Here is a 25976-nt window from a genome sequence, read left to right on the forward strand (position 1 = left end):
CCTAATTTTTAACTTGCTACGGACAAAAAGTCTTTGATATTTTCCACAAATACCAAGGTATTTTCAAAGTGAATATTATGTCCAACATTACTAATTATTCTTAACTGGGCAAATTCACATTTTTTAGCCATTTCTGTATTAATATCTATAAATTTTTCATCATATTCACCAGTTAGTAAAAGCATGTAAATTTTATTTACTTGAAGTTTTTGCCATAAAGAAGGTTGGCATCCAGTACCCATGAAGCGAAGTGATTTATCTAATTCTTTGGGATTATTCTGTAACCGACTTTCTAGCATTCGGTCATATTCTGGATGATTTTTTATATAACCAAAAATAGTCTGATTGTACCAATTTGATAGAAAATCGGCAAAATCGCTTTTTTCAAAGCTTCTGATTAACTTTTTGCCTATTTGCGTATCAAGTTTAATTCGTTCTAATCGTTCTGCTTCTGTTGGTAAACCAGGGGAAGCTGACTCTAGTACAACTTTATGAAAACGTTCTGGAAAATGCAGAGTGAGGTATAAAGCCAATCTCCCACCCATTGAATAACCAACTAAAAAGCATTTAGGAATTTTTAACTCATCTAACAACTTGATTAAAGCATGAGCAGTGTTTGCCATTGTATAGTACTCGTCCTCACCCAAAACTTGAGTTTTGCCATGTCCGGGTAGGTCAATTGTTAAATAATCAAAATCGTCAGATAGCAATTTGATGGCTTCATCAAATTCATTGATGTTACCCATGAAGCCGTGCAGAAAAAGAATTAGTGGTTTGTTGAATTTGCCAATTAAAAAATAGTGAAAATGATATTTTTCTATGATCATAGTCTAGCTAATCACTATCGCGTCTGCATATCATATAAAAGTCTGGTTGGTAAAAAGTTTTATTGTCCAGGGTTTTGACGACAATGGGTAGCTTGCCGCCGTAGGCATCGCTTTTTTGATCCTTGACAAGATAGGTAATGCCAAAACGTCCTCATCCTAATCCACTTTAGAGGATATATTTATTGCCCTGCAACTGCTTTGGAACCGCCCAAACCATCAGCTATGACTGTGAGACATGAGACACTTGTGTGAATTTTCGCATAAAGAACTCTCTGCCTGAGTCAATACACCAAATCTCGCATCTCTACAAAATGTCTTGTCGTGCTAGTTAATTTTTTATTTTTTTAATTCTTAAGGTAAAAATCGATCCAAAGCAGCTTTCAACTGTTTAATTTCAACATCAATATTACCTTCTTGTGCCGCTCTACCAATACACTCAGTTAAATGTTCATCCAAAACAATTCGCGCTACCCGATCTAATGCGCCCCGGACTGCGGCAATTTGCAGTAGAACATCAGGACAAGGGGTACTTTGCTGTACCATTGCCTTAATACCACGAACATGTCCTTCTATCCGCGATAATCGATTGACAATTCGCCGTAAAGACTCTTCGCTATGGATGTGAGCATGAGCCGATTCTCCAGTTCCATGAGTATGATCTGGATGCTCGTGGTCTGTATCGTCATGGTGGGAATGTTCTGCTTGCTGAGATATTGGCAAGGATTCCTTGCCTAATCGGTTTGATCGATTCATGGGTTATCAAAGGACTTGTAATACTAAGATCCTAGCCTAGAGGGTAATGGTTAATCACTAATGAGTTTTCTAGAAACTACGCCCATGCGTGTCAACTTGAGTACATATACGCTTGGGTTAAGGATAATTGTAGGTTGGGTTGTACCTTGCTTCCCCGTAGGGGTACGTAGTGAAACCCAACAAAGTCCTGAAAATGTTGGGTTTTGTCCGTCAACCCAACCTACGCTGGTTTTGGTTTTTGGCTTTAACCCAAGCGTGTTGAACTTGAGTAATGGCGCATGGAATTCGCGTAGTTTACGGGCACACAAACGTAGGCAAAGCCTTCCCGCAGGGTAGCCCACCTGCGTGGACTAATGGGAAATCAACAATTTGCTCAAGAAAATTGTTTTTAACCCGTGCAGGCGGGTAAAGCCTCGTGTAGTTGCGGTTTCTAAGCGCCTATTTAACCTTAAGTTGACTACTGACGATTGGCTTTTTCTTGGGGAATAATTTCTGTTACTACCCTACCGCTAGAACTACCGCCTTTGACAACAATATTTTCTGTTTGCAGATTACCAACGGCTGTTTCACCCGTAAAATTTAATGGTGGGTCAACTTGTCGATAAACTATATTTCCCTGAGCTTCAACTAACTTATTATCTAAATACCAAGTTAATTTATTAGATTTCAAAGACTGGCGACGCTGACCAATGGCGTTGACATTACCTGTTAAATAAACCGTTTTTTGCGGTATTTTCATTTCACCTTGATTGGCGGTCACGGTAAGATTTTCGACACGCTGGAACATTCGCACAGGGGCATTTGTAATAACAGTTTCTGCGTTCATGTTCCAAGTCATAGAGTTACTAGCTATTTGCACGGGTGGGTCTAGTAAATCTAATTGAGCATTCTTTTGAATAGTGGCAATTTTTGTTTTTAAGTTGACTTCGGCAGAATTTCCCTTGCCGCGATCGCTAATTTTATTATCTTTGTAGCGGTCAATTTGTATGGGGCGATCGCCAATCAGTTTTTCTTCTTTAATATTCCAGATCAAATGCTCGGTTCTTATTTGCATTTGGGGATCAGCGGAATTTGCTACTACCCCTCCAGAAAATTCCATGCGCTGTTCGCGGGTTTTAACTCGTGCTTCCTGCGCTACGGCTTGTAGTTGTTTATGAGTGCCGTTAATCTGGTTGCGAACAATCAACAAATCTTCTTTGGGCCGCCATTCTAATTCATTGCCTTGCAATACAATTCCATTACTAGGATCTGTGGCAAATATCTTACCTTTAAGAAACAACTGCTTTCCATCTTGTTCAATATCTGCTACATCTGCCTTGATTTGGTAAACTACTTTCCCATCTTGGTATAGTTCACCATAAGGACTTTCAGCTTGACCAATTTGTTTTTCTTTGGTATATTTTGCGGTTTTAGCCCTGACTTTCCAAATCGGTCGCCCCACTTCATCTGCCTGTTCTAGGGTGACATCAAAGAAGGTTAAATTACTATCTTGGTTAGATGAAGCCGCAGTATTTTGCTGGGAAGCTGGGGGGGATTTACCCCCACAGCTTACTAAACCAAATATCAAGAAAAAAATTAAAGGGAAAAGAAGGAAGGGAGGAGTGGAAGAGAAATTTTGATTTTTTTTCTCTCCCTGTCTCCCCCTTTTATGAAATTGATACGCCATTATTCTTGGATTTCTAGGTGTCCATCACTAGTTCTGGGGTCTTCCAAAAAACCGATACCAGATAATGGCCGGTATGGATAGCTTTGGCGAGGGGTTTTTTGAATATCCTCTTTGATGGCTTCTAAATCAATGTAGCGATCGCTTACATTAATTAAGCTGTCGCTGGTCATGGAACGCAAGCTCACCACTTCTACCCGCACGCCGCGATAGCTGACTGAATTTACCGCATATGCCAAATCTCCATCACCGCTAACTAAAACTGCGGTATCATAAGAATCTACTAGCGCCATCATGTCTACTGCTATTTCTACATCCAGGTTAGCTTTTTTAGAGCCATCTGGTAGCTGGACTAAATCCTTAGCAATGACTCGATAGCCATTGCGACGCATCCACAGCAAAAACCCCTGTTGCTTCTCGTTTGTCCGGTCTACACCAGTGTAGAAAAAAGACCGCAGTAGTCTAGAACCTCCAGTTAATCTACACAATAGCTTCGTGTAATCGATTTCAATCCCTAGTTGCAGTGCAGCGTAAAATAGATTTGAGCCATCAATAAATATGGCGACCCTACCCCGATTCTCCAAAACTTGTTCTGGCGTAAATATTGAATCGGTTTCAAAATTATTCAACATCGTTGTCATACCTCGATTTTTATCCCTGTTATTTTTGATACAAATTACGAACTTTTAGATACTAGTCACAGCGGCTTATGATAATGTTCCGGCGCTAATATAAATTAAGCTCCGATAAATTTTTTGAGAGAATAAGAAATTGAACAAAATCAGAGTTTGATAAGGACTAATCGTTTTTCGGGGGTTCTATTCGCTTAAAAACTGGTTGGTGTGTACCCAACTGTTGTTTACTAGATAGTATCCCCCATGTCGCATGGGTGGCAAAAGGAGCGCTAACTGAACTTTGTATTTGATCGTTAAAGTCTATTCCAAAGCCCAGTTGCTGATAAATATCGCTACTGATGTTCGGAATAATTGGGGATATCAGATAAGCTGCTAGTCTAACTGATTCTAGAACTGCGTAGAGAACTTTTTCCACCGACTCCTGCTGTCCCTGTTTATATAATGACCAAGGAGCTTGTTCATCAATAAACTTATTACTGGCTTGCGCCAGTGAAAGGATAGCCCCGCAGGCTTGACTGAAAGCTAGTTCCTTGTATGCTTGTTTCACCTGTTCCCCCAGACGTAAACCAATTGTTTTCAAAGGATTTTCGTCAGGAATTCCTTCATTGCCGATTGATGGAACATTATTGTCAGCACAGTATTTCTTCACCATGCTCAAAGTGCGATTGAGCAAATTCCCTAAATCATTTGCCAAATCTGCATTCAGAACATTAATGAACCTTACTTCATTAAAATCTCCATCCTTGCCAAATTCGATTTCCTTAAGGAAGTAATAACGAACTGCGTCACTACCGTAGGACTGAACTAAGGCTACGGGATCTAGGGTATTACCCAAACTTTTACCCATCTTTTGACCATCTTTAGTCAAAAAGCCATGCCCAAATACTCGTTCTGGTAAGGGTAAGCCAGCCGACAACAACATTGCGGGCCAGTAAACTGCATGGAAACGCAGAATATCTTTACCAATTAGGTGCAGATTGATTGGCCACCATGTAGCTAAAGCATTTGCTAAAGTCGGTTCTGCATCTGGTTCGAGTAATGCCGTTACATAACCTAGCAGCGCGTCAAACCAAACATAAAGGGTGTGCTTGGGATTAACTGGTACGGGAAAACCCCAATCGAGATTTATCCGCGAAATTGAAAAGTCTTGCAGCCCTTGATTTACAAAGCTGAGGACTTCATTCCGCCGACTTTCTGGCTGGATAAAATCCGGTTTAGATTGATAAAATTCTGTCAGCTTATTTTGATATTTGGATAAGCGGAAAAAATAGTTTTGCTCGTCTCGCCACTCGACTTCTTTGTTAGTATGAATCGGGCAACGGTGTGCTTCTAGCAGATCCCGTTCTTCTTTGAATTCTTCGCAGGATACGCAGTACCAGCCTTGTTGTTGTCCCTGGTAAATATCACCAGATTCCCAGACTCGCTCAAAGAATTCTTTAACGATCGCTTCATGACGAGGCGCAGTAGTCCGACTAAAGCGATCGTATTGAATGTCAAGTAACTGCCACAAACTAACGAAACTAGGGACAATTTCATCACAAAAATCTTGTGGTGCTTTGCCTAAACTTTCTGCCGATCGCTGAATTTTTTGCCCATGTTCATCTGTACCTGTAATTAGTAATACCTGATGCCCCAGCAGCCGATGAAATCGCGCGACTACATCTGCTGCGATCGTCGTATAAGCACTGCCTATATGGGGGACATCGTTTACATAATATAGAGGTGTTGTCAGTGCAAATGTCTTTTCTGTTTTATTCACTAAATTCATGCAGAATAAAAATCAACTTATTAAAACGTTTTACATCTTACTTTTATTGGCAAAACCACGCAATTATACAATATTATTCTCATGTTTTCCAATAACAACTTAATATTAGCAAATTTCTCAGGTCAATAATTCTTTTGTAATATGCATTAATTCAGCTGATTGCTGTATAAAAGATGGAAATTAACTAATCATAGTTTTTTTGAATAGTTTCTATTAGATATGATTATTGTGATCAAGAATACATAACTGAGAACGCAGAAAATCTAGCGGCTTTTGTAGAATAGACATTTCTATCTTAAGACAGTCGTGGCAATAGTAAAGAAATGTAAAAATTAAATTAAGATAAACCGCCATATTTCCCGGAAAATATATTGATTAGGTATGAGTCTAAATAGGCCCCTGGAGATTTCTCGTGCTTTGGTGGCGGCACTCTCAACGCAAATGTTTCGCTATTACGAAGACCGCATTCCCCAGGATGCCAGCGTATTGGTAGTCAGCAATCACCGCAGCTTTATGGATGCACTGATTTTAATGGCGGCGTTATCGAGTCCGGTTCGCTTTGCTTGCCATCACTACATGGGACAAGTGCCAGTAATGCGGGAGATTGTCACCGGACAATTGGGGTGTTTCCCTTTGGAGGAAACTCAAAACCGCCAGCAGAGCTTTTTTTCGCAGTCGCAGGTGCTATTGCAGTCTAAGCAGATGGTGGGAGTATTTCCAGAAGGAACTGAACCAATGGTGAAATTTACTCAGCCAAACCAAGTGGGTGAATTTCAGCGGGGATTTGCCCATTTGGCATTGCGAGCTGATGTGCAGGATCTAGCAATTTTACCGATCGCGATCGCCTCCTTAGAAGAGGTAAACACTTCCGGTTTCCCCTTAAGGCTTTTGAGCGTATTTGACCCTTCAGAACCTTTATTTAACCAACCTGGTTGGCATCCTCTGGTAATTTATCGGCGGGTTGCTGTGTTAATCGGTCGCCCTTATTGGATTACGCCCCAACACCAGAAAGAATATCACGGGAAACAGGCCAGAACTGTTGTGGCTGAATTGACACAACACTGTCACGCCGAAATCAGCAACTTACTGCGTCAAGGTTGCTATTAGAATCAAAAGCACCGAAACTTTTATAAGCAACAATCAGCATTCCAAAAGTTTTATACCATTGACTAATGACCAATGACTATCCCCGAAGTTGAGCTAAACCCTTGTTTCCTGACTCCTGAACGAGTACAGCCAGAGTATCCACTATTAGTATATTTGCCAGGAATGGATGGAACTGGTCAACTATTGCGATCGCAAACTGCTGGATTAGAAACTGGCTTTGATGTCCGTTGTTTGGCGCTTCCACGCAAAGACCTGAACACTTGGGATGTGCTAACTAAGAGTGTATTGGACTTGATCGACACCGAATTAGAAAAAAGCTCTCAGAGGCCAGTTTACCTGTGTGGTGAGTCCTTTGGTGGTTGCTTGGCAATGAAAGTGGCGATCCAGGCGCCGCATTTATTTAAGCGAATTATTCTAATTAACCCAGCTTCGTCCTTTCATCTTCGTCCTTGGTTGAATTGGGCATCGCAACTTACTTACTTGGTGCCATCAGGGTTGTATGATGTTGGCGCACTGGGGTTGTTGCCCTTTCTAGCATCTTTGCCACGCATTTCTCCAAGCGATCGCCATGAACTGTTGAAAACTATGCGTTCTATACCCCAAGAAACCGTTCTTTGGCGGTTATCTTTGCTGCGAGAATTTGAAGTTGATGACCAGCAGTTAGATCGCTTAACTCAACCAGTTTTGCTGATTGCTGGTGCTAGCGATCGCCTTTTGCCTTCTGTAACTGAAGTGAACCGGATAGCGAATATCTTACCAAATACCAAAATTGTGGTGCTGCCCCATTGCGGACATGCTTGCTTGCTTGAACAAGATATTAATCTCTATGACATTCTCAAGGATAACGACTTTTTAGAAAGTAAAGCTGATATCGGTACGGGGCAAGAGGTGAGAGGATAGGGTAAGGGCGATGCCGAAGGCGGGCTGCGCCTACGCATTTCTACAAGTGCAAATCGCCAAAAAGGTCAATTAGCCGACAGAGAGAATGGGAGATATTACGGCAGATAGTTTTATTTGAGCGATGCCAATCTCTGCTCCAACAACAAGATTTTATTCAAGGGTTAACTGGTTTTCATTGCTGGATTAAAATTGGAGCTTAATCGTAAGTGATTTATCGGACACGATATGATTGGATAATTAAAAATGTATGAGCGATTACCGCAAGGATTCAAGCCGATTGGAAGCTTGGGAAGCAGAAGGCGAATCCATCCCTGAACCCAGCACGCTTCATAAATACTTATGGCTTTTTTGGCAAACCCCTGAGACACTGTGAATTTCGGGTGGTGTTGGGTTAAAAAAGAAACATGAAAATCATCAAATCCATCACCAATTGGTTAGAAACCCGCGCTTGTGCCCCTACTTATGGCGGTTGGGTGCTAGCAGTAACGGCTATTTGTTTTTTTGGAGCAGGTATCAATACGATGGCTGGTTGGCTGTACGCCATTAGCGGTATTAGTTTTGCTCTTTTGGGTGTAGCAGCGATCTTACCGCCGCGATCGCTCACAGGTCTATCCATCAACCGCCGTCCCATGCAACCTGTGTCAGCCGGCGACGATCTAACGGTGGAATTAGAAATCTGCAATCAGACACAGCAGCCTGTAAGCTTGTTGCAAGTAGAGGATATACTACCCTTCGTCTTGGGGAAACCAGTACAAAAGGCAATAGAGACAATTCCTAGCCAAGGCAGTTACCGTTGGGTATATTACCACCCTACTGTGCGCCGGGGCGTCTATCGCTGGCACACAGTCGAATTAGGTTCTGGTGCGCCTTTGGGATTGTTCTGGTGTCGCCGTCAACGTGATTGTGCTGCCACAGCGATCGTCTATCCTACAGTATTACCTTTGGCTACCTGCCCCTTAGTGGATGAAATGGGGCAAGAAGAGAGCAAAAGAGGCGATAGCCGTGGTAGACCCTTGCAGACAGCGACAACGGGGCTGGTGCGATCGCTCCGTCCCTACCGCATCGGAGATCCCACCCGTCTGATTCACTGGCGAACTAGCGCCCGCTATGGCGAATTAAGGGTGCGGGAGTTAGAAATGGTCACAGGTGGACAAGAGATAGTTATTGCCCTTGACAGCGCTAGCAAGTGGGAAGAAGAAAACTTTGAACAAGCAGTAATTGCCGCAGCTTCGCTGTATTTTTATGCACAGCAACAGCAATTACAGGTGCAACTCTGGACAGCATCGACAGATTTAATCAAAGGCGAGCGTTTTGTTTTAGAAACCTTAGCAGCAACCACAGCCTTAGAAGATGCCAGTTCAGTAGTTCCTAAAAGTTATCCCTTGATTTGGCTGACTCAAAATCCCCTGAGCCTTGCTACCCTTCCTCAAGGCAGTCGCTGGGTTTTGTGGCCAAATATTTCCTCACCAGCAGAACCAGAGGTAATCAATTGGGAACACCCTGGTATAGTTTTGCAGCGCGATGTCTCCGACGGGCGTAGCTGCGGCGCTCTGCAACCCCAACTGCAAAAAACATTACATTCATAAATCAATTCAAATTTTATAATTCCAAAGACTGCTGACAAGTTTAGCTTGGGCGATTTCTGAGATTTTGTCTGATCCCAGCACACCAGACATATCAGCCTTTGAGCAAAGGTAAAACAATTGCAACAGTTAAGTTTGGGGAAATACACCCAGTAATCCCCACATGAGGCTGAGGTACAATGCAAAGAAATATTTAAATTATGAGCGACATGATCACATCAGAACATAACACAAAATCCAGCGATAAAAGCCTAGAGGCAATGCGGCATTTTTCCGAACAATACGCCAAGCGGACTGGAACATACTTCTGTTCTGAACCTTCTGTCACCGCAGTTGTGATTGAAGGACTAGCCAAACATAAAGACGATCTAGGTGCGCCTTTATGTCCCTGCCGTCATTACGAAGATAAAGAAGCTGAGGTTCACGCCACATATTGGAACTGTCCCTGTGTGCCAATGAGAGAACGCAAAGAGTGCCATTGCATGTTGTTCCTCACCCCTGACAACGAGTTTGCTGGAGAAAAACAAGAAATCTCTCTCGAAGCAATTAAAGAAGTACGAGAGAGCATGGGATGAGCGAAATCATGCCCCAAGAGTTTTGGCAAGGCGTAGAACAGTTCAATTCTGGTGAGTTTTACGCCTGTCATGACACTTTAGAGGCTTTGTGGATTGAAGCTGGCGAACCAGAAAAAACCTTTTATCAAGGTATTCTCCAAATTGCTGTAGCGCTGTATCATTTGGAAAATCGTAACTGGCGAGGTGCAGTAATTCTACTTGGAGAAGGTAGCAATCGCCTACGGCGTTACCCATCTAGTTACGGCGGTGTTGACGTAGATGAGCTATTGAGTCAGAGCGCAGTATTGTTGACGACATTACAACAAATCGGGCCAGATAAGATTGCCGCTGGTGATCTGGGTGAAAATCAAGTCTTATCTTTGCCTAGAATTGTGCTAACTGCTGATTAGACATCTGGTGAAATTAATTATGCGTTGCCCGAAATCCTTGGTAGGCACAATTCATGAATTGTGCCTACCTCATTTTCACTTCTATGCCAATTACCTGAAACCTTGAGGTTGGGGGTAGCGTCACTATTTCAGCCAGTCTTTATCGGAAATCACTCCAGATTGGATATTTCGTATCTGGATAAAGTAGTTGAGATAATTAGAATGCAAGCTGAAATCCTGAATCCCCAATTGCTATGATGCCCTGCTATCAATTGCCAATATCACAAATGCGTCGCTTTGGATTAGCTTTAATGCTGCCAGTTGCACTCTTGGGCGCTTTTGTCTTCCCTACCCAACTGCAAACCGCTACTGCACAAACATCTGGAGCAAATCGCCCCCTAACTATCCGCGCTGATGTGCAAGAATATGACGCTAAAAATCAAGTAGTCACCGCTCGCGGTAATGTGCAAATGTTGTATCCTGCTCGCCAGATTCAGGCAACATCTGCCCAAGCACAGTACTTTAGTAAAGAACGCCGAATTGATTTCAGTGGCGACGTTTATATTTTGCAACAGGGCGGTAACAGTATTCGGGCGGAGAAAGTAACCTATTTAATTGATGAAGGGCGATTTGTTGCCTTACCCCAATCGAACCGTCAGGTAGAGTCCATCTACATGGTGCAGGAATCAAATAATAATGGACAAACTGCGACACCTGCCCCAAAGACACCAGCATTCAAACCTTCTAATTAGCATCTACCACCAAGAAAGGGTGCCTCCAGCGTGAAAATTGTTTTAGAGAATATTCACAAATCTTACGGCAAGCGACTAATTGTCAATCGTGTCAATCTTTCTGTTGCTCAGGGCGAAGTTGTTGGTTTACTAGGCCCCAATGGGGCTGGTAAAACGACGACGTTTTACATTGCCACAGGTTTAGAAAAACCCAATCAAGGAAAAGTCTGGCTAGGTAATCTGGATGTTACAGCAATGCCAATGCACAAAAGGGCGCGATTGGGTATTGGTTATCTAGCACAAGAACCAAGTGTTTTCCGCCAACTCTCGGTAGAGGATAATATTCTGTTGGTGCTAGAGCAAACGAATGTGCCACGATGGGAGTGGTCAAGGCGACTAAAAACTTTACTGCGGGAGTTTCGCTTGGAAAAATTAGCCAATAGCAAAGGAATTCAACTTTCTGGTGGTGAGCGACGGCGGACTGAATTAGCAAGGTCTTTAGCTGCTGGACAAGAAGGGCCAAAATTTTTACTTTTGGATGAACCATTTGCGGGAGTTGATCCGATCGCAGTTTCCGAAATTCAGCACATTGTGGCACAACTGCGCGATCGCGGCATGGGAATCTTAATTACAGATCATAATGTCCGCGAAACCCTGGCGATCACCGATCGCGCCTACATCATGCGTGAGGGACAAATTCTCGCTTTTGGCGCTGCTGACGAACTCTACAGCAACTCCCTCGTGCGACAATATTATTTGGGAGATAATTTTCAAGTCTAAATTAACAATTATTTAATTAATATTTTCAAAGGATATTTTTATTATTTATTCTTAAGGATAAATTTCTTAATTAATTTCATTTTGCTTTCTCAGCTATTGAGAATTTAATTTTGATATTAAACATATGCTTTGTTTTACCAGGGTTGCCAATTTTTAACTTTTCAAGTTGCTTATGATATCAAAGAAGCTCACGTCTTTTTACAGCCTCCATTCGCTGCTGCCTTTTACGATCATGGATCGCTATCTTGCCAGCGAATTGTTAGCGCCGTTTTTCTTTGGTGTCGGAGCTTTTTCATCACTTGGTGTCACCATTGATGCTGTATTTGATCTCATCAGAAAAATCGTAGAATCTGGGCTACCTATAGACATTGCTATTCAAGTTTTTTTGTTAAAATTTCCCAACTTTATCGTTTTAGCCTTCCCCATGTCTACGCTGCTGGCTACTTTGATGACCTACAGTCGTCTTTCTAGCGACAGCGAACTAATTGCCCTGCGTGGTTGTGGGGTCAGTGTCTATCGCATGGTGCTAACTGCTGTGATGTTAAGTCTTGTGGTTACAGGAATGACATTTGTGTTTAACGAAGAAATTGCACCAGCAGCAAATTATCAAGCGGCGATGACTCTCGATAAAGCCCTGAAATCAGACAAGCCAACTTTTAAACAGCAAAATATTTTCTATCCTGAATACCAGGATGTTGTCCAGCCGGATGGCTCTAAGAATCGGATATTGACACGCTTATTTTACGCCGACCAATTTGATGGTAAGCGGATGAAAGGTTTGACGATTATAGACCGCTCAACAAAAAATCTCAATCAAATTGTGGTATCAGAATCTGCCCAGTGGAATCCTTCGCAAAATGTCTGGGATTTTTACAACGGTACCATCTATTTTGTTGCTGCCGATCGCTCTTATCGCAACATCGTTAGATTTGAACACCAACAACTGCAACTACCGCGCACGCCATTAAGTCTGGCAGAAAAAAGCCGGGACTATGGTGAGATGAATATTTCGGAAGCACTACAGCAACTAGAAGTGGAAAATCTCGGTGGCGATCGCCAAAAAATTCGTAAACTCGAAGTGCGGATTCAACAAAAAATTTCCTTACCCTTTGTATGTGTAGTTTTTGGCTTAGTAGGTGCAGCGATGGGAAGCATACCGCAGCGAACTGGAAGAGGTACCAGCTTTGGGATTAGTGTGATCGTAATTTTTTCATACTACTTAATTTTCTTTATTAGTGGTGCGATCGCGCAAGCAGGTGTCCTCTCTCCCTTTATCGGGGCTTGGTTGCCTAACTTTCTTTTTTTGGGAATAGGTCTATTCTTATTGATGCGAGTTGCCAAACGGTAAATTGAGGAAGCGGGGAGCAGGGGAGTAAAGAGGAACTTCTCACCTCTGCCCCCTTGCCCCCTTCCTCTTCATCCCCACATCTCAATTACTATCAAGGATGATAATTTCGTCGACATTCCGGTGCATCTGGGTTTTCTTTACAGTATTCTTCAAAAGAAACTTTGGCTGATACCATACCCTCAGCTTTCTGATGAGCTGCTTCTGCCTGGAGTTCTTCTACTTCATCCCAGGCGACTGCACAGGGTTTAGAATAAGCACCTTGTTCAGTGCAAATAGCACGAGCCTGCTCAATTGCTTTTTGAATTCTCTCCTCCAGCAGTAGCGCTTGTGGCGCTTCCACAAAGTCGCTTTTGGTCAAAATGTCGGTAATCGAGATGATGCCCAACAGCTTGCCTTGAATCACAGGTGCTCGATGAATACCAGTGTTAGCAAATAACCGCGCTACATATTCCACACCCAAATCAGGATTGACCACAATGCAGGGCTTGCTCATAATTTCATAAACCCGCACTTGCTTTGGGTCTTTACCGTAGGCTGTTACCTTATAGACAATATCCGTTTCTGTGACAATGCCATAAGCATCATTGTCATAGCGACGATCCACAACCAGCGCCCGCAATCCTTTTTCCTTCATCACCCCTACCGCTTCAGCAACAGTCGCCGAACCGCGAATGGTAACTACATCTTTGGTCATGATATCTTCAGCTTTCATCATTGCTGTAGTCTCCTGGTTAATAGTACGGTGCAGCAGTGCGCCCTCAGAGGCGTATCGAAGCATTGCAGCGCCCAGTTTGCGAACTAGAAAGTAAAAAAGTTGAACTTTTGTCCAGCCACAACAATAAATTAGACCAGTTGTCAACTCCTGATGTTATCCAATGTGACCGATACCGAAAAACTAACCATAAATTGCCATAACTTTCTAGAAAATCTTGTCAAAAGACTCCAGTCGCTAAAAAGTAAATTTTTAACTACTACATGTCTATTGGTAATGACTAATAACTGATGGAGAAGTTAGGATGAAATCACCATTCAAACTTAAGTTGAGATATTTCCTGTTAAGGAAAGCAAAAGCATTAAACAGCAACGCCTTCACCTTCCCTCAGGTTTTCCCGATTTCGAGTAAATTTCAATAACCAATCCCATGCCAAATCGTCATTATCCTCCCGCCTACTTACGCTATCTCAAAGCCAGGTTATGGAATCTAGGGCGACCTGGTTTTTGGGGAACTGCAATTTTTTTATCTATACTAGGGCTAGTAACCTGGGAATACTGGTCAAACCCAGATATTTTCGTTTATAAGCAAAAAAACCAAGTCACTTCACAAAAGCCTGCTGATTCTTCCCTATCTGAAGAAAACAGAGCTATTGCAGCGGATATTGATAACTTGCCAGTCTTATTTAATGACTTTGAGCAAGCAACTCTCTCATTAACAGCAAATACCCCTAAGGAAAACACTAAGGGAAAAAAGAGCAAAGACTTATTAGAGGATGGAATTAACAAACAAAAGTCTGCTAGTGATACCAAATTAAATCCTGATTTAGGCGTTAATGGTGACACCTCCCCAGCCGTGAAAAATCCCTTTGTTGTCCAAACAGAAAATTTATTGCGGACTGGGACGGCTGATAGTAATAACCCGTTTCTTGGTCTCAAGACCTTAAATGCGGCGTCTGAACCAACAGCGGGGGAACAAACATCCTCTAGCCTGGGGATTGGATTCACTAATCAAACCAACAAGAATCAAAATTCTCTCTCTATCAGCCCTCTGCAAGCAGCGCTCAACCAATCGACAAACCAGAAATTGTCTAGCTTCAATGGTACTGCAACTCAGACAAACGCCTTGGGCCGAGTCTCTGACCCAGGAGCAACGCTAATACCACCCATCAACAGCTTACCCAGTCAGAATTTACCAAGTACTGGGTTAAATGCTGGGACAGGCTACACGTCAACGGGTACGAACTTACCACAAAATCCCTACACTAATTTAACTAACGGTCAGGTATTGCCTAATAATGGGTTAACTACTGGTACAGGTTATCCGTCAACGGGTACGAACTTACCGCAAAATCCCTACAATAATTTAAATAGTGGTCAGGTATTGCCTAATGTAGCACCAGTGACGTCCCCAGTCACCTCTGCCGCACCAAGTAATATTGCACCTTACTCTAGCCAGAGTCCAAGTCAAGGCGTTGTCACCCCCACAAACCCTGTAGGATATGGGAATTATGGCTTGCAGCAGCCGACGCAACCACCACAGTCTAATTATGGAAATTATGGTTTGCAGCAACCAACACAGTCTAATTCCCTATATCTTCACCAGCTTCGAGACAAGTATAGAAGTCCGGGTCAAAACTGATTTTAAGCACGTCGCTTAACTGAATTTTATTCAGCTAAGGTGATTGTGGGCTATTTGGAATAATCGGAACTTCTGGTGTTTCGGGTTGTTGCTGTTGTCGTTGCAAATATTTACTCAATACATAAGCCATATCCCCACGGGTCACGGGTTTTAATGGGGAAATATTACCTTGAGCATCTGTGTTAAGAAATCCCTCAGTAGCTACTGTAGCGATCGCTTTTCTAGCCCAAGCTGGGATAGACTTTTCATCTGGATGTGAAGCCAGAATCTCATTCACAGCGTCATCAGGAAACTGAAATACACCATAAGCCTGGGCGAAAATAGCAAGAGCTTCTGCCCTTGTTACCTTTTGATTAGGGAAAAATTCATTGCCCCGATAGCCTTTCATAATGTCAGTTTTTAAGACTGTCTGTATATCATTAAATGCCCAATGAGAACGAGGAACATCTGGAATAACTAAATTTTCTTTGCTAACAGCTTGTCTTTTATTTAGCCCAAATGCTTTTACCATAATTGACGCTAATTCGGCCCGACTCAATAACCTTTCTGGATAAAACTTCCCATCAGAAAAGTTTGTCATCCATTTGGCAGCAATTACCTGTTGAATGGAATCAGATGTGATTCCAGAAGTAGATTCTGGTATTTGAGCTTGAGCAATTGCTGGCAAGTTTTGTAGTAGTGCCACTAAAGATAGAGTAATTGAAAGCTGACGCATCATGATAACCACTTTTAGCTGCTAAATGAATTTAAAGAACTACGTTACTGAGGTTAAGGCGAAGTTTGGTATTCCTAATAACCTGTAACTTAGTTGGTGACGAATTTAGGCTGGTCAATGTTGCTCCCGCTACGTAGAGTGTAGCTATAAAATTTAAAAATTAGGACTGTGTTCAGAATCCCAGCACTTGCCATCATGCCAGATTCTACTAGTGTTTTCACATCCTGATTGATCGTAAATCCAAGGAATTGAAGTAGGATAATACGGGGTAGATATGGGAGTAAGTGAAGACAATACAAAAGAAAATATAGTGTAGCTACAAGCCGATAGAATGATTAGAAATCCGATAAGGAACAAGATATTAGCAGGAGTCCAAAAAGGATATTGATCTTTTGACGTTATCTGCCCACTACTATGGACTATAGTCAGTTTTTCAGGAGTTTTGGGAATGACAGCAGCAGATCCCGTAAAGTTGATGAAGCAAGAAGTTGGCAAAGCCGCCGCAGCCCTAGTCAAGTCGGGTTCCATTGTGGGTTTGGGTACGGGGTCAACTACAGCATATACGATTCAGTTTTTGGGCGATCGCCTCAAGTCTGGTGAACTCAAAGATATCATTGGTATACCCACGTCGTTTCAGTCGGAAGTGCTGGCGAAGCAATACGGTATCCCTCTCGCAACTTTGGATGCTATTGACCACATCGATATTGCCATAGATGGAGCAGATGAAGTTGATCCGCAGAAGAATTTGATTAAAGGCGGTGGTGCAGCACATACCCGCGAAAAAGTCGTAGACTACCTGGCAGAACAGTTTATCGTCGTGGTAGATAGTGGTAAGTTAGTAGATCACTTGGGTTCTAGTTTCCCTGTGCCTGTGGAAGTGATTCCAATGGCAATTACTCCTGTTACCAATGCCATTAAAAAACTCGGTGGTAAACCAGAACTCCGCATGGGTATAAAAAAAGCTGGCCCAGTGATTACTGACCAAGGCAACTTTGTCTTAGATGTCAGATTTGACTCTATTGAAGATCCAGCAGGACTAGAAAAGACATTGAATAACATTCCCGGCGTTCTGGAAAATGGTATCTTCGTTAACTGTGTCGATTTAGTTTTGATTGGTGAAGTCAAAGATGGTCAGCCATTAGTGCGGCAACTGTAAGAGTTCTAGATTTTGGATTTCAGAGACATCTAAAATCCAAAATCCAAAATTAAGCAATCGCTTCTGTTCATCGAAACATCAATTTAAGCAAAATTCATAGTCTTCATCGCCCCAATGTGCGATCGCTGCTTTGCCCACGCCTTGCCCAATAATTATTAAATCGCCCTTTTCGTCTAACTCTGCGTTAATGAATTGTGAAGTTTCTCCCGATTCTTCAAAAAGCCTAATTTTAGCTGGCGTGCTTTGGGAGTCGTCTTTCGTCATAATTTTCTGTCTCGATTGAATCTACTGCGCGTGTTATTTTCTTAGACAAATTGGGCAGTATCCACCAATACGCTTTGGATCAGATAATCTGCATACCGATAACTTCTGTAGAAGTTTTCTGTTGTCGTTGATTGAGTTTCTGCCACAAAGAAGGCTGCTTACTTCTTGGCACAAGAATGCAATAGCTTTGGCATAATAATTCCAAACTTTGAGTTTATAATACAAACCGGCTTCTTGCATTTTGAGTTTAACCAAGCAAAGTATGCTAGTTGACCTAATTTTTTCAAGTGCTATTAACAACAGGACATCAAAATTATGCAGCCAGGCGGCATGAACGAAGAAGACAAAGAATACTTAGACGATGAAGAACACAACCCGTTATTATCTAAAGTCATAGAACGGAATATTCGCACTATCATCCGCCTTCGAGTCAAGGCTGCTAATAAGCGAAACTTGCAAGACCGAATTGCCGACGCTATTACCTCTTTTTCTGGGCATATAGTTTTTGTTTATGTTCATATCGTCTGGTTTGGTGGTTGGATTATTGTAAACACTGGCAAATTAGGTGTGCATCCTTTTGATCCATTTCCATATGGATTGTTGACAATGGTGGTATCTCTGGAAGCGATTTTTCTCTCAACATTTGTGTTGATCAGCCAGAACCAACTAAGTGAAGAAAGTGAGTATCGCGCCAACTTAAATTTACAAATTGCACTACTGACTGAGCATGAAGTTACACGAGTATTACAAATGCTCGATGCAATTCAAGATAAAATGGGCATTGAAAATGATGAAGATAGTGAGCTTGCAGACTTAGAAATGGAAACCAAGCCCGAAGATGTTCTAAGTGAAATAGAACGGCTCCAACAGATGACACTTAAAAGGAAAAAATCCAGAAATCGTAACCAAAGATAATAACTGCGATGGCGTACCCGCCGTAGGCGATACCTTCTCTACGAGAGGCTTGTCTGCGACACGCTCCGCGAACGCCAACGGTGAGCTTTCCTACGGAACGCTGCGCGTAGCTTGCTTCCCCGTAGGGGTACGCTAACGCCGGACTCTTCTACATAGCGATCGCATTGTCATCAGATTGAATCTCAGTCAAATTCGAGCGATATCTACCGACAAGCCGCTGCGCGTCTACGCAACTCGCCAGAATTTCCGTAATTTGTTCAACACCGTTCTGTGTCGAGTCAAGCACGAACACTTGGGTATTATCAAGCACGCCATTGACTAAATCGCTATAGTCTTCAACCGCCATGTCGATGAAGACCAAACTATGGGTATAAGAGGTGGAAGCTGCGGGATTTACTTGGAAGTGTGAGGTATGTAGTGTTGCCATTTTTTTACTTCGAGCTAAGGTGATGAGGGAAACTCAAACCGACTCCAGCCGCGTAATTACAGGATTTTCACACAACTTCCGATAGCTAAAAATACTATATTTTTACTAATTATTTTCCCTTTCGTTGCTATCATCTAGCAAGTTGACGCTTTTGTAAAGCAATACAAGTATGTAATTTTACACGGTTCCCCAACTCACATCTAGCATGGCTATTAAAAATCAGGTTTTATGCTGGTTCAACCTGAAAAGCTCAATTTTTCGCGTATAAACCCGGTTTATCAATTTTTGTTGGCAATCGGACCAGATATTCAATTGATGAATTTGGATTTGAATAGATAGCTTTTCTGAAAATGAATTTTATAAATTGACAAATTTATTACACAATGTTGAATATATACATTTGAATAATCAACCCAAAAGAACTATTGTCACGTTTTCGCAGACATTAATTTTTTAATACTGTTAGTCATGCAAAATAATTAAAGTAGTATAAGTAATAGCATGGAAAAAAGTGTTATTAATGCCAGTCTTTCTACTCAGAACCTAAGCTTTCGTCCCGGTGATCCTCCTGTCTCATTTGAGGTAACTGTCAATAATGACAGCGATCGCTTTGTCAATTTTCAGATAGAAATTGCCGCAGCCGGAGAAACCCGGAACACAGGATATCTCTGGTATCGACTCGAACCAGAGGTGGCGGCAGCGAAGCCACCAGGCAGTAGTACCATATTTCAAGTTTTCATATTCAATACACCCATTCCGGGATTTGTCGGTACTGTCAACCTGATGGTAAAGATTTTTTCACCGCAATTAGCACAACAGTGCAGACTTGTGCTGCGCCTGAAAATTCAGCGAGACAACAGACCAACACATTTAAGTGTAGAATTGCCTGTGCGGGAGTTCCAAGTTTATCCCCGCAATTCTGTAGATATACCAGTACGGGTGCGGAACTTGGGGCAACAACCTACGGATGTGGTGCTACGTTTTACAGGCGTTGATCCTTCTTGGCTGACAGGCAGTGCAGAACGCCGATTATTCTTAGAAGCAGGAGGTTTAGCAGAAGCCACATTCCAATGCCAACCTCCTTCTGTAGTGCAAGCACCCAGTCAAAATTACCCTTTTACTATTGAAGCTGTTAGCAATAATGGTTATCCAACTAGTGCTGAAGGCAACGTTGAAGTTTTGCCTGTGGGTTTTATAGACTTTACCATCACACAAAAACACCTCAAAATTCCTAGTAAATCGGCATGGTTACCTGACTGGAAGTCTGATACAGCTTCGTTTGAATTACTATTTAAAAACGCTAGTAACCTCAACCAGGAAATTAATGTACAAATGCAGGGTAGAGACTGGCGAAAATGTAGTTTCAAAAAGCTTCCCGAAATTGCCAATCTCCATCTAGGAGAGACAAGTAAAGTCATCTTGGATGTTAAAACAAAACGCCCTTGGGTAGGAATCGGTAAAACTTTCTTGCTGGAGGCCAAATCTGAATTATCCGACCAACGTTTAGGAAGTACAGACCCCGCCACGCAGACATTGGAAGTGGAGACTCTGCCAATTATACCTCTATGGCTACAGCTGGCTGCGATCGCACTATTAGCTGCACTCCTAGCATGGATATTGCAACCAAGAGACGTAATGCATACACGTTCTGTGAATTCAGTGCGTTTTAGTGGCATTGGTTTATCTGTCGTCAGTGGCTCAGATGATTGCACCTTAAGACTTTGGAGAATCGGTGCTGATAGCTTAGACCCCGACGATAGAGTAACATATGCTGGGCAGCCCGTTGCGTGTGATAAACCGCAACAGCCGAAGGGTTTGATGGCGATTACCGATGACGCAGTACAGGTCTTACGCTTCATGCCGTTACAAAATGATCGGGCTGCTGTTGGTTTAGATAATGGTGTAATTGAACTAAGAGATGTCCCCTCAGGTGCAAAGATCAGTGAACTTCAAGACCTTAAAGATCCAAAAGCAAAAGGCGATCGCGTCTTTGACTTAGCTTTCACCTCAAACTCACTTAACTTATTCAGTGGTTATGGCAGTGGTAAAGTTAGATTGTGGTCAAGACCAGCGCCTAACAGCGATTTTTTGCCAGAACCGCAAGTTATCGACGTACAAAGTACATTGAAACTATCAGGTTTTCAAGTCCGGGCATTAAATCTTAGCCCAGATGCAAAAACTCTAGTAATTGCTGGAAACTTTAAACGGTTCATTTTGTGGCAGTGGAATCCAACTCAATCTGATAAACAATTCCCAGGTTTATCAGTGCAAAATCTAGAAAAACTAGACCCATTAGTTGGGCCTGAAGACTATATTTGGGCATTGGCTTTTGTTCCTAACTCTGCCCAAAAAATCCTAGCAACCTCCGATTCTGCGGGATTCATTACGATTTGGAATTTAAATCAGTGCCAAACTCTCAAAAATCAGAATCCCCAGGAAAAAGTTAATCAACTCAATTGTTCGCCACTAGACCGCTGGTCAGCATCAAAAACATCTGTGCGTAGTCTGGCATTTAGTGATGATGGTGGTCTTTTAGTAAGTGGTGGCGATGATGGACGAGTCGTGGTTTGGTACTTAACCCCCGAACATAAGCTCGACAAAACAAAGGCAGCAAAAGGTAAAACAATTTACCAAAGCTCTAAAAAAATCAATAGTATCGACTTGAAAACCAATCAAGGAACCATGATTGTGAGTGGTGGTGAAGATTTTCAGGTCAAACTACACCGCATCAAATAAGGGAGTCGATGACATGCAAGCTAAATTCAATCCACTGCAAGTTATTATCAACCCGCCTGGAATTCAATTTGGGATGCCAGGAGATACAATTGAACTCTATGTTGTTGTGATCAATCAGGGAGATCAGAGTGCGGTTATTGACTTATATTTTGTTTTTGACGAAGTATTTCAAAATTTAACCGGCTGGTCTAGTTCTCCTAGAGAAAGTTTAGCATTAGCTCCCCAACAGAATAGTGACGAAGTAACATTTGAGTTTCAAATCGCCGCAAATGCTCTCCCAGGAACCTATGACTATACATTAGTCGTAGATTCTCCTCTACATTATCCACAAGATACTCCCATAACCTTCCCAAACCAAATTAAGGTTCTGCTAAAAGAACAGACTGCAATTCGGGTGAATGACCCGACATTTTCCATTAGACCTAACACCAACCCCAACAAGCCGCTAATTTTCAATCCTAGTGAGCCTCTGCAAGTGGAGGTAATAGTTGACAATCGCTCTTATCTCGTAGACAGGTTCCGCTTGAGTTGCCCAGATTTAGACGATGACTGGTTCACAATCAATTATCCCGCAACTGGATTTGAGGGGCCAGGGTTGGTGTCTGATGTGACTGCACTAGAACTCAACCCTGGTACTCAAGGTCAAATATTGTTGAAATTTCATCCACCTGGGGATACCCTTGCGGGAAGCTATTCTCCGACAATCCGCTTGGATTCGGAAAACTCTCCAGACTTAGTGCTGCTGGATTTGGTGTACATTCAAATTCCGACAAATTATCGCCTAGATATAGAGCTTAATACCATCTTAGGACAAGTTAGCCGTAGTCTTGGCAAGTACGAATTATCACTTGCTAACCAGGGCAATATTGTCCGCGAACTGATATTAAATTTAAAAAGTCGAGACGAAGAAGAACTATATACTTATAAATTTGATCCGACTGAAGTAAGATTATTACCTAATAGAAGCGCTGTGGCTAATTTGACGGTCAAACCCAGACCTTGGTGGCGAAGACCGTGGTTTGGCGCAGGGCTAGTTGTGAATTTTAAAGTTGATATCAAAGACCAACAAAATTTATCCTTACCTAACACATTGCCTCAGGGAACTTTGGTCTGGAAACCCCGTCCTTGGTGGCAATTACTTCTGTTAATTTTAGCAATTTTGGGCTTACTTGGAGGGATAGGATTTATAATTTGGCGAATTTTAAACCCCGATCCTTTGAGATTAGAAAATTTTACTGCCAATAACCCTCAAATTACTGAAGAGGAGGATGAGGTAGCTTTGAAGTGGGACATTCACAATTATCAACAGTTGCAAAAGTTGGTTCTGACAACCAAAGGTTCGCAACCAATTCAGCCTATTACCTATGATTTTAGCAATGGTATTCCTGAAACACTAGGCAAAGGAAGTGCTAATGAAATACCTCCTTGTCAAGTCCAAGAAAAACAAGAGCTAATTTGTAGCAACGTTAAAACTGGAGTGAAAACAAAAGGGAATTACACTTTTGAGTTACAAGCCTTTTATCGGAATGGTATAAAATTATTTTCTCCCAATAACCAAGTAGCCAGCCAAACAACCCAAGTAGAAATAGCTGAAAAACAAATTGCTGAAGTCCTTAGTTTCCAAGCAGATAAACCACTGTATACAAAAGGTCAAAATATTCTTTTAAGTTGGACAATTGCCCGTCCTTTATTGTTGGCACAAGTTCAAATTGCTGGCAGTGCAGATGATGGTACATCCTATGGTAAAGCAATTGCTTATAAATTTAATCAAGGTAATATTTCCGACCCGAAACTTCAGAAACTATGTACACAACAAAATCAACAACTGCGATGTACAAATATTCCTCTACCAGCATATAAAGCTGGAAAATTTGCGTTTGAAATTAAAGCTTTTCCTAACAATGGAAGTCAAAAAACTAGTTTTAAAAACACTGAATCAAAAATTGAAATATTACCGAAACCATTTAAGATTGTCTCTTTCAGAATCAACGGTAGTGAGCAACCAAATCTGGTTCTTAAGGAAGGGGAATCTGCTACTCTGAGTTGGAGAGTAGAGGGAGAAAATATTCAGGTTAAACTTCTACCATACGGCAATGACGTTAAACCAGTTGACTCAATAAAGCTTCCAGTTAATCAAGCCTTCCCGCCTCAAATCGCGCTGCAAGTTAATGACGTATCTGGTAAGCAGCAGCCTCAACAGAGAGGATTTGCAATCACAGTCATCAAAAAAGTGGTGCCTACTCCTATACCTAGCATTAACCCAATTCCATCTACTCTGCCACCCAACAATAGCCCATTTAAGACTCCCTTACCTCTGAGATAACTTTTGGGGCAATGTGAAAAGCAGAGATATATGAAAGTTTCGCTGCTAAGACGGCATCAAATTCAAATGGCTTGAGTTCCCACTCTTCAAAGGATGTGTTGTGTATCTCTATATTGGAATACGGTTGACAATTCTGTTGAGCTAACTAGAAAAAATCTGGATTGGGTTTTAAGCAGATTATAGAGCAACCCAATTGTGCGATGCCTACGCTACTGTTGCAGTTACACTCCCACATCCAACTTCCAGAATTTTTGAGTCTGTGGAGAGTTGAGCAACTTCCACGCTGAATCAAATCCTGATGATAGCAGGGTCTTGCCTTATTGTAAGCTTCTGCTGCTGGAGAATACCAATTTTTGCGCTGTTTGAGGTCTGTGCTGGAGTAGCTGATTATTGTTTGTTTTAGGTTTTGCATAATCTATTTAATTCCTGCAAACAGCGTACTAGCTCAATTCCTATTTTTCTGAAAAGCTCGGCGTCTGCGCCCATTTTCAAACAGGGGTTTTCGCAACGGTACTACCTCAGCTTCACTACTTTCGCGTGCTACCCGAATCAGCAACGCAGCAGCTATTAAGCTGGCAATCATGGAATTACCACCATAACTAAACATGGGCAAAGGTAAGCCAGTAGTTGGTAGAGAACCTGTAGCAACCCCGATGTGGAGCAATGATTGTCCTACCATCAAAATCGTCACGCCGATCGCTACCAATCGATGTACTGTATTTTTAGCCTTCAGCGCCACAATTAATCCGAGAGTGGCGAATGTAGCTAAAAGTGCCAACAACACCATACTGCCAACAAAGCCAAACTCTTCAGCGAACACCGCAAAAATAAAATCGGTATCCTGAATGGGTAAATAAAACAGCTTTTGTTGAGAAAGCCCATATCCAGAACCCCAAGTTCTACCAGAACCTACGGCTAGTAGACTTTGCACCAACTGGTAGCCATCTCCTGTAGCATCCGCCCAAGGATTGAGGAATGACATCACCCGTTTACGCTGATACTCTTTAATACTAATACTGAGTATTGCCAATATCACTCCACCAATTGCTGTTCCTCCCAGGTATTTGTAAGGTAAGCCAGCTGCTAGGGCAATTAGCCAAATAGTCATGCCGCAAAGTGCTGTTGTACTCAAGTTAGGCTGGGCAAGAATTCCTAAAAGTACCAGACCGAAAATACCTAACCAAGCCAAGCGAACCCGCCAACTGATTCGTTCCCACTGACCAAAAAGCCGCGCACTTTGCAGCACTAAAAAAGGTTTAATCAATTCTGAGGGTTGAATCGGAATAGGCCCGATCGCAATCCAACGCGCTGCGTCAAAAGCTTTTTTTCCCAATCCTGGGATCAGTGTGACGAAAATTAATGCCAAAAACAGCAACAAAAACCAATGGGATAGTCCCAAAATTTTCTGCAACGGCAAATTAACAATAATATTGAATCCGATTAAGGAAACTAAGACCCAAAGCAGTTGACGCTTAAAGTAGTACAACCCATCATTCTGACGGGCGTCAGCGACGGCATAGGATGCTGAAAATAGCATGATCAAGCCGACGAACAGCCAAATCAACGTTAACCAGCGCAACAACCGCGCTTCTAATGCCCAGTTGGAGACTGAACTATCAAAAATTGGAATCAGGCGGCGTAGATTCACGATCAGTACAGGTAAAAAGTTAGGAATTAGGAGTTAGAAATAAAACTCATAAATCATAACTTATAACTTATAAGTAGGCTTTACAACCATAAGATTTATGGTTGTCAACTTCAATACACCGCTCAATCAATATTTATGACAAATTGCGTTGGCTATGCCCGCCGTTCGCGTAGCGTCTCGAAGAGAAGGCATCGCTATGCAGAAACTTTTAAGTTTGATTTTATACATAAATTGGCATATTTCAAGAAGAATTCAGAGATAACCTCTTTATCAATCTTTATCATCCATAGACCTAGATTTGTAAACTCATGCAATACACGTAAAATTTTATTCAGCCCTGGCGATTCAAAATCGCTGCTACACAGACCAAACCAGCCTGCGCGGGTTAGTTTATTAAGTCC

24 protein-coding genes are annotated in these 25976 nt (G+C 42.1%); 14 read left to right on the forward strand and 10 right to left on the reverse strand.

Going from position 1 to position 25976, the window contains the following annotated elements; genetic code table 11:
• Positions 1-8 precede the first annotated feature (8 nt).
• Together menH and V7K30_RS14925 are read right to left on the reverse strand one after the other, a co-directional pair.
• A complete protein-coding gene (menH, locus tag V7K30_RS14920; RefSeq protein ID WP_335000405.1) occupies positions 9-827 on the reverse strand; it encodes a 2-succinyl-6-hydroxy-2,4-cyclohexadiene-1-carboxylate synthase in 819 nt (272 codons plus the stop codon).
• Positions 828-1178: 351 nt separating this feature from the next.
• Positions 1179-1580: a metal-sensitive transcriptional regulator gene (locus V7K30_RS14925; RefSeq protein WP_335000407.1), complete on the reverse strand. Its 402-nt coding sequence runs from the start codon at positions 1578-1580 to the stop codon at positions 1179-1181.
• 60 nt (positions 1581-1640) lie between these two features.
• Between V7K30_RS14925 and V7K30_RS14930 the strand changes: the two genes are divergently transcribed.
• Positions 1641-1916: a hypothetical protein gene (locus V7K30_RS14930; RefSeq protein ID WP_335000409.1), complete on the forward strand. Its 276-nt coding sequence runs from the start codon at positions 1641-1643 to the stop codon at positions 1914-1916.
• Between the two features lie 121 nt (positions 1917-2037).
• Here V7K30_RS14930 and lptC read toward each other — a convergent pair whose 3' ends face one another.
• The 3 genes from lptC to metG all read right to left on the reverse strand — a co-directional run bounded on the left by lptC (position 2038) and on the right by metG (position 5646).
• Positions 2038-3246: an LPS export ABC transporter periplasmic protein LptC gene (gene lptC, locus V7K30_RS14935; RefSeq protein WP_335000411.1), complete on the reverse strand. Its 1209-nt coding sequence runs from the start codon at positions 3244-3246 to the stop codon at positions 2038-2040.
• Positions 3246-3875, reverse strand: a complete 630-nt coding sequence (locus V7K30_RS14940) for a LabA-like NYN domain-containing protein (protein ID WP_041565095.1) — start codon at positions 3873-3875, stop codon at positions 3246-3248. Before V7K30_RS14940 ends, lptC begins: the two co-directional genes overlap by 1 nt.
• Positions 3876-4041: 166 nt before the next feature.
• Positions 4042-5646, reverse strand: coding sequence for a methionine--tRNA ligase (metG, locus tag V7K30_RS14945; RefSeq protein WP_335000413.1), 1605 nt, complete (start codon positions 5644-5646; stop codon positions 4042-4044).
• Positions 5647-6027: 381 nt separating this feature from the next.
• Here metG and V7K30_RS14950 point away from each other — a divergent pair, with 381 nt between their 5' ends.
• The 8 genes from V7K30_RS14950 to V7K30_RS14985 all read left to right on the forward strand — a co-directional run bounded on the left by V7K30_RS14950 (position 6028) and on the right by V7K30_RS14985 (position 13038).
• Positions 6028-6753, forward strand: a complete 726-nt coding sequence (locus V7K30_RS14950) for a lysophospholipid acyltransferase family protein (protein ID WP_335000415.1) — start codon at positions 6028-6030, stop codon at positions 6751-6753.
• 72 nt (positions 6754-6825) lie between these two features.
• The gene (locus tag V7K30_RS14955; RefSeq protein ID WP_335000417.1) at positions 6826-7653 is read left to right on the forward strand and encodes an alpha/beta fold hydrolase; all 828 of its coding nucleotides are present in this window, start codon (positions 6826-6828) and stop codon (positions 7651-7653) included.
• A 404-nt stretch (positions 7654-8057) separates the two neighbouring features.
• Complete coding sequence (locus V7K30_RS14960) at positions 8058-9239, forward strand: DUF58 domain-containing protein (protein WP_335000419.1); 1182 nt, start codon at positions 8058-8060, stop codon at positions 9237-9239.
• Between the two features lie 206 nt (positions 9240-9445).
• A complete protein-coding gene (locus tag V7K30_RS14965) occupies positions 9446-9811 on the forward strand; it encodes a ferredoxin thioredoxin reductase catalytic beta subunit (RefSeq protein ID WP_335000486.1) in 366 nt (121 codons plus the stop codon).
• Complete coding sequence (locus V7K30_RS14970; RefSeq protein WP_335000421.1) at positions 9808-10200, forward strand: DUF309 domain-containing protein; 393 nt, start codon at positions 9808-9810, stop codon at positions 10198-10200. The genes V7K30_RS14965 and V7K30_RS14970 overlap by 4 nt, the downstream gene beginning before the upstream one ends.
• Positions 10201-10433: 233 nt before the next feature.
• Complete coding sequence (locus V7K30_RS14975; RefSeq protein ID WP_335000422.1) at positions 10434-10931, forward strand: LptA/OstA family protein; 498 nt, start codon at positions 10434-10436, stop codon at positions 10929-10931.
• A 30-nt stretch (positions 10932-10961) separates the two neighbouring features.
• Positions 10962-11690, forward strand: a complete 729-nt coding sequence (lptB, locus tag V7K30_RS14980; protein WP_335000423.1) for an LPS export ABC transporter ATP-binding protein — start codon at positions 10962-10964, stop codon at positions 11688-11690.
• A gap of 232 nt (positions 11691-11922) precedes the next feature.
• A complete protein-coding gene (locus tag V7K30_RS14985; protein ID WP_335000424.1) occupies positions 11923-13038 on the forward strand; it encodes an LptF/LptG family permease in 1116 nt (371 codons plus the stop codon).
• A gap of 91 nt (positions 13039-13129) precedes the next feature.
• On the opposite strand, the gene V7K30_RS14990 is transcribed toward V7K30_RS14985, so the two are convergent.
• Positions 13130-13753: a CP12 domain-containing protein gene (locus V7K30_RS14990; RefSeq protein ID WP_335000425.1), complete on the reverse strand. Its 624-nt coding sequence runs from the start codon at positions 13751-13753 to the stop codon at positions 13130-13132.
• A gap of 426 nt (positions 13754-14179) precedes the next feature.
• On the opposite strand from V7K30_RS14990, the gene V7K30_RS14995 reads away from it, so the two are divergent.
• Positions 14180-15391 carry a hypothetical protein gene (locus V7K30_RS14995; protein WP_335000427.1) on the forward strand — a complete coding sequence of 404 codons (1212 nt, stop codon included), beginning with the start codon at positions 14180-14182 and terminating at the stop codon, positions 15389-15391.
• A gap of 34 nt (positions 15392-15425) precedes the next feature.
• Here the strand turns inward: V7K30_RS14995 and V7K30_RS15000 are convergent, their stop codons facing one another.
• Positions 15426-16106 carry an S-layer homology domain-containing protein gene (locus V7K30_RS15000; RefSeq protein WP_335000488.1) on the reverse strand — a complete coding sequence of 227 codons (681 nt, stop codon included), beginning with the start codon at positions 16104-16106 and terminating at the stop codon, positions 15426-15428.
• Positions 16107-16554: 448 nt separating this feature from the next.
• Between V7K30_RS15000 and rpiA the strand changes: the two genes are divergently transcribed.
• Complete coding sequence (rpiA, locus tag V7K30_RS15005; protein WP_335000429.1) at positions 16555-17262, forward strand: ribose-5-phosphate isomerase RpiA; 708 nt, start codon at positions 16555-16557, stop codon at positions 17260-17262.
• A gap of 78 nt (positions 17263-17340) precedes the next feature.
• On the opposite strand, the gene V7K30_RS15010 is transcribed toward rpiA, so the two are convergent.
• Positions 17341-17526 carry a hypothetical protein gene (locus tag V7K30_RS15010; RefSeq protein WP_335000431.1) on the reverse strand — a complete coding sequence of 62 codons (186 nt, stop codon included), beginning with the start codon at positions 17524-17526 and terminating at the stop codon, positions 17341-17343.
• 315 nt (positions 17527-17841) lie between these two features.
• Between V7K30_RS15010 and V7K30_RS15015 the strand changes: the two genes are divergently transcribed.
• Entirely contained in the window at positions 17842-18441 is a 600-nt protein-coding gene (locus V7K30_RS15015; RefSeq protein ID WP_335000433.1) for a DUF1003 domain-containing protein, read from the forward strand.
• A 148-nt stretch (positions 18442-18589) separates the two neighbouring features.
• On the opposite strand, the gene V7K30_RS15020 is transcribed toward V7K30_RS15015, so the two are convergent.
• A complete protein-coding gene (locus V7K30_RS15020; protein ID WP_335000435.1) occupies positions 18590-18868 on the reverse strand; it encodes a DUF4347 domain-containing protein in 279 nt (92 codons plus the stop codon).
• Between the two features lie 501 nt (positions 18869-19369).
• Here V7K30_RS15020 and V7K30_RS15025 point away from each other — a divergent pair.
• Complete coding sequence (locus V7K30_RS15025; RefSeq protein WP_335000437.1) at positions 19370-21604, forward strand: hypothetical protein; 2235 nt, start codon at positions 19370-19372, stop codon at positions 21602-21604.
• A gap of 13 nt (positions 21605-21617) precedes the next feature.
• Positions 21618-23927 (forward strand): COG1470 family protein, encoded by a 2310-nt coding sequence (locus tag V7K30_RS15030; RefSeq protein WP_335000439.1) that lies wholly within the window; start codon positions 21618-21620, stop codon positions 23925-23927.
• Between the two features lie 445 nt (positions 23928-24372).
• Here V7K30_RS15030 and V7K30_RS15035 read toward each other — a convergent pair whose 3' ends face one another.
• Positions 24373-25575: an FtsW/RodA/SpoVE family cell cycle protein gene (locus V7K30_RS15035; RefSeq protein ID WP_335000441.1), complete on the reverse strand. Its 1203-nt coding sequence runs from the start codon at positions 25573-25575 to the stop codon at positions 24373-24375.
• Positions 25576-25976: the final 401 nt, after the last annotated feature.

The organism is Nostoc sp., from assembly GCF_036917655.1.
In the GTDB taxonomy this organism is placed as follows: domain Bacteria; phylum Cyanobacteriota; class Cyanobacteriia; order Cyanobacteriales; family Nostocaceae; genus Nostoc.